Source organism: Psychrobacter sp. UBA6766, from assembly GCF_002453355.1.
Taxonomy (GTDB): domain Bacteria; phylum Pseudomonadota; class Gammaproteobacteria; order Pseudomonadales; family Moraxellaceae; genus Psychrobacter.
Map to the genome: position 1 here is coordinate 1 of NZ_DKGQ01000028.1, position 4753 is coordinate 4753.

Below are 4753 nucleotides of genomic sequence, written 5' to 3' on the forward strand. Positions count from 1 at the left end.
ATTGGTATAGTCATCAGTGGATGATACTATATATTTTGGGTTTGGTATAAGTAATTAACCCTGCAAAAATCCTTTCAACACTCGATAAAACTCGATTGGCTCATCCATCGGTATTGCATGACCTGAGCGTGGGAACATAACCTCGCAAGCATTGGGTAGCAGCTGGGTGGTTTTTTGCTGCCACTTGGGGTCGTATAGTTTGGAGCGACCACCGATGAGATTGAGCACGGGAATAGTGACGCGCTCTAGCGCGCCGCGAAAGTCATAGGGCAAAGTTAAATAGGCTTGCAAGCAGCGCATTTTATGTTGCCAGATGCTATGATCATAAAATACCAGCTTATGATCATTTTGATGGGTCAAGACTTGTATGAGCGCTTTTGAAAGTGGGCGATTGACTGACAATAAAGAAAACAATCGCTCGACGTCAGTTACCTGACGTTTTATAGTAAATGGTAGATGGGTAAAGCTATCGAGACTAGCATATGGCAAAGTCATATTGACGACATTATGAAAAATATCAAACACTTCTTGCTGGCGCGCGCCGAACAAGCCACCTTGCCAATCAGGCTGATTATGAATCGCAGGGCTTTGGTCGATGTTTAAATAACGGCTGACTTTCGCGCTGCCATAACGTTCAAAGTACGCCCACATCACTTGCGCACCCATCGAGATGGCAGCAACTGGCAGCGATTCTATATTACGCACTAAGCAAACGTGCTCAATGATCTTACTCATATCATCGGCATACTGGCGGACAAAATCAAACTGGGTCAGATTGATGTCTTTGGCAGCGCCAAACCCTCGCAAGTGCGGCAGATAAAAGGCATATCTACCAACTAATGGCAAAACAAACGGCAAAAACTCACGCGCGTCCATGCCGTAAGCATGTAAAAGCAGCACAGGTTTACCATTTCCTATCACAGAAACTGGTAATAGCGTACCGTCAGCCGCAGCGATATTTATCGTTTGTAGCTGGTAGTTAGCAGGTAAGGTAAGCAAGCTTGTCTTCATAAGGCAATATACGTTTGATAGGAAGTTATATAGTAGATACTATATATATTGAAGAGTAGGCTCAATGATTAATAAGGATAATAGCGTATGGGTAAGTTGACGTTACCATTACTTGATAGCAGTCTTTATCCACAAGTTTGGCACCAGCAAACGTTTACGACTCCGCAGGCACTATTGATGGCCATGCTCACGGCAGAGGACACGCTAGATGCCGACGCTTTTACACAGCAATTACTAGCAAATGATGTTTATCAAGATTGGATTAATAGCACTGTATTTGGGCGCTATTTACATCGTAATTTTACGGCGTTTTATCGACAATCAGAAGACAGCTTTAATACCGATATGCCAGCGCTGTTTCGCCGCGAGCTTATGCGCCACGCGCAGTATTTACCGCTAGAGCAAGTATTGTTTTTTGCAGGCGCTATACCAAAAAGCGTGCGCCAAACCAAACTTTTAACCACGACAGTTAACCCTGCCACTGCGGTAATAAGCGCCCAAAAAAATAGTGAAAAAACGGCGCTAAGCCTTTCAACAGTTATTATCGACCACATAACGGTGATTGGCAGGGAAGTGTTAGGCTTTCCAATACGTCATAACAAACGTACCAGTGAGCGCACGCGTAATGAAGTGCTAATTTTGGATTTTCAAGAGTTGCGCTTAGTCAGTGAGATGAATATCACAACCAAAAAAAGAAGCAACATAGAGGCCACTATATTGCTTCGGTCTTATGAATTACGTTAATGAGATAAATGACGACCAAACGATTACGAACCTTGCTTAGCAATGGTCAGACCATTGTAAGTTTGCGCAACAGGCATCACTTCCAAACGGTTGACGTTAATATGAGCAGGCGACTCAATCAGCCACAATAATAGATCGCCAATATCATCGCCGGTCATGGTTTTAAAACCATCATAGACTTTAGCCGCTTTATCGTCATCACCATGATAGCGAACGTTTGAAAACTCAGTTCCCGCGACATTACCGGGCTCAAGATTGGTCACGCGCACTTGCGTACCAAGTAAATCCGCGCGCAGATTTAAGCTAAACTGTTTGACAAAAGCTTTGGTCGCGCCATAAACATTACCGCCAAAGTAAGGCCAACTACCTGCAATCGAACCCACGTTAATGATATAGCCACTATCGCGGGTAACCATCGCTGGCAAGACTGCATGAGTCAGCGCCATTAAGCCTTTAACATTGGTATCGGTCATGCGCATCCAATCATCGAGACTGGCATTTTGTGCAGGTTCTGTGCCGAGTGCTAGTCCAGCGTTATTGACCAAGACATCGATTTGCTTAAACTCGTCAGGCAGATTGGCAATAATTTGCGGAATAGAATCCGTGTCACTCACATCCATGACCACAGGTAAAAATGACTGGCCCAAGGTATCTGCTAAAGCATTGAGCTTATCGAAACGTCTGGCACAGCCAATAACGCGGTGTCCTTTTGCGACTAATCGCTCAGCCAGCGCTTTTCCAAAACCTGCGCTTGCCCCTGTAATCAATACGTTCATCTTATATCCTTATCATTGATGTTCTCTACATGTGTCATGGTTTATAAATGACGTCAGCTTGTCTTGGGATATTGGTGTTGTCTTACTTGTTAAATAACTGCTTGCCAAAGATTTTATCACCCGCATCACCAAGACCTGGAATGATATAACCATGCTCATCCAAATGGCTATCAAGCGCAGCCGTATAAATGGTCACATCAGGATGGGCTTCATTCACTAAACGCACGCCTTCAGGGGCGGCAACCAATACCAATGCTTTGATATTGGTACAGCCATTTTTCTTTAGCATCTCAATAGTCGCAACCATTGAACCACCAGTAGCCAGCATTGGATCGATGATAAGCGCAGGACGTTTGTCCATGTGGCTGACAAATTTTTCAAAAAACGGCACTGGCTGCAAAGTTTCTTCATCACGTTGCAAACCGACGACAGAGATTTTCGCAGTTGGGATTAAATCGAGCACGCCGTCGAGCATACCGATACCAGCACGCAAAATAGGAACAACAGTTACGGTTTTACCCGAAATTTGCTCACCAGTAATCTCGCCACACCAGCCTTGCATTGGGAAGCTCTCAATCTCAAAGTCGCGGCTTGCTTCATACGCCATTAAACGCGCAAGTTCTTTGGTCAATGTGCGAAATTTATAAGTACTACAGTCTTTTTCGCGCATAAGACTGAGTTTATGACGGACTAGTGGATGATCGATTACCGTAATCTGTAGGTCGCTGTTTAAGTCACTCATAAGAACTCTCTTAGTTTTTAGCTGATGCTTGCGCAGTTACTGCGGTTGCTATTAGTATAAAAGATACAAACACTTACCGCACTTTAACCATATGTTTCGTCCAAAAATAGTAAGCTTAGAAACTTAATAATCAAGCAAGCCAGATATATTTGACGTGCTTATTGCTTATTTTGATGACGTTACAATCAAAACAATCATATAGAACGATCATAACATTTATAGCTGCTAGCAAAAGTAAGATGGTTTAAGCTAGAGAAAGTATCATCTTTCTATCCAAGTCGACTATGTTTGACTATATAAAGCCTTGATAAGTGAAGCAGTGTTTAGACCTGCTATGATAACAAAAAAACGCCTTTTCTGATGAAGAATATCATGACCAAAACACCACCTAATACTCACACCAATCAATTAAAACCTGCTAACGCCTTTGTGTGGTCACAAGATTTAGATAGTGCAACGGCAAATGTCGAAACTCACCCATTTGGCCCTGTTCTACCACACGATGCGACAGTGATGATGATGGGTAGCTTTCCTCCCACTGCAGATAAGTGGGCAATGAGGTTTCATTATCCCAACTTTCATAATGATATGTGGCGTATCTATGGTCTCGTATTCTATGACGATGCGGATTATTTTAGAGTAGGCGACGAAAAACGCTTCGACCCTGATCGTATCAGAGATTTTATGTTTGAGCGTGGTATCGCCTCTTGCCCAACAGTGGTTCAAGCAATTCGCGAGACAGGAAATGCTTCTGATAAATTCCTTACCGTCGTCACTCCCATTGCACTCGACAATATATTGACGCAAGTTCCCAAGGTTAAAACCTTATTTACGACAGGCGGTAAAGCGACAGAGGTTTTGCTACATATGTTGGATGAGCCGCCCATTAAATCAAAATATCCTAAAACCAATCAACACATCGTCTTTCCTTATAAAGCGCAACGTACTGATAATAGTACCAAGTCTGATAATCATGGCTTAACCTTGTATAGGCTGCCTTCCACCTCACGCGCTTATCCATTAGCGTTAGATAAAAAGGTCGCCGCTTATAAAGCGTTCTTTAAGAAAGTAGGGAAGCTATAAAAGCATCACATATAGATAGCTGTTATATAAGAAGAAGTGGTTTTAAGCGAAAAAGGCTATTTATGATAAAGGTGGAAACTATTTTTAAACCTAACTGTTTGATAAATAGGTAGTATTGATAGTGTCATCAGACAATACTTAAAATAGCGGAAAAACCCCCTTGACCCTCATTCAAAAGCGCGTATAATGCCACCCAGTCGAAAGGGAAGGGCGTTTAGAAAGTGCTTTAGCGCTGAATAAACAACCATTAGCGAGAAAGAACACATCGAACTATTTTTAAGTAGATTGATAAAACTTTCAAACTAAATAAAAATAACTTCTTGACTAATTAAATTAAGTGTCTATAATACGCACCTCATTAGGGAGAACCGGAGCAACTTATATGTGAATTACATAT

At 42.4% G+C, this 4753-nt stretch carries 5 protein-coding genes; 2 read left to right on the top strand and 3 right to left on the bottom strand.

What is annotated here, in order from left to right; all coding sequences use genetic code 11:
• Positions 1-54: 54 nt before the first annotated feature.
• Positions 55-1011 (bottom strand): alpha/beta fold hydrolase, encoded by a 957-nt coding sequence (locus tag B4K26_RS06300; protein ID WP_296244229.1) that lies wholly within the window; start codon positions 1009-1011, stop codon positions 55-57.
• A gap of 87 nt (positions 1012-1098) precedes the next feature.
• On the opposite strand from B4K26_RS06300, the gene B4K26_RS06305 reads away from it, so the two are divergent.
• Positions 1099-1755, top strand: a complete 657-nt coding sequence (locus B4K26_RS06305) for a hypothetical protein (protein WP_296244230.1) — start codon at positions 1099-1101, stop codon at positions 1753-1755.
• A gap of 23 nt (positions 1756-1778) precedes the next feature.
• On the opposite strand, the gene B4K26_RS06310 is transcribed toward B4K26_RS06305, so the two are convergent.
• Together B4K26_RS06310 and upp are read right to left on the bottom strand one after the other, a co-directional pair.
• On the bottom strand, positions 1779-2531 hold the full coding sequence (locus B4K26_RS06310) for an SDR family NAD(P)-dependent oxidoreductase (protein ID WP_296244232.1): 753 nt from the start codon (positions 2529-2531) through the stop codon (positions 1779-1781).
• An 82-nt stretch (positions 2532-2613) separates the two neighbouring features.
• Positions 2614-3273 carry a uracil phosphoribosyltransferase gene (upp, locus tag B4K26_RS06315; protein WP_296244233.1) on the bottom strand — a complete coding sequence of 220 codons (660 nt, stop codon included), beginning with the start codon at positions 3271-3273 and terminating at the stop codon, positions 2614-2616.
• Positions 3274-3645: 372 nt separating this feature from the next.
• On the opposite strand from upp, the gene B4K26_RS06320 reads away from it, so the two are divergent.
• Complete coding sequence (locus tag B4K26_RS06320; RefSeq protein ID WP_296244234.1) at positions 3646-4356, top strand: DNA glycosylase; 711 nt, start codon at positions 3646-3648, stop codon at positions 4354-4356.
• Positions 4357-4753 lie beyond the last annotated feature (397 nt).

What these genes read in the sequence shown, in the direction of transcription:
- B4K26_RS06310 (WP_296244232.1), bottom strand. Translation starts at nt 2,531, where the DNA reads ATGAACGTATTGATTACAGGGGCAAGCGCAGGTTTTGGAAAAGCGCTG.
- B4K26_RS06320 (WP_296244234.1), top strand. Translation starts at nt 3,646, where the DNA reads ATGACCAAAACACCACCTAATACTCACACCAATCAATTAAAACCTGCT.
- upp (WP_296244233.1), bottom strand. Translation starts at nt 3,273, where the DNA reads ATGAGTGACTTAAACAGCGACCTACAGATTACGGTAATCGATCATCCA.
- B4K26_RS06305 (WP_296244230.1), top strand. Translation starts at nt 1,099, where the DNA reads ATGGGTAAGTTGACGTTACCATTACTTGATAGCAGTCTTTATCCACAA.
- B4K26_RS06300 (WP_296244229.1), bottom strand. Translation starts at nt 1,011, where the DNA reads ATGAAGACAAGCTTGCTTACCTTACCTGCTAACTACCAGCTACAAACG.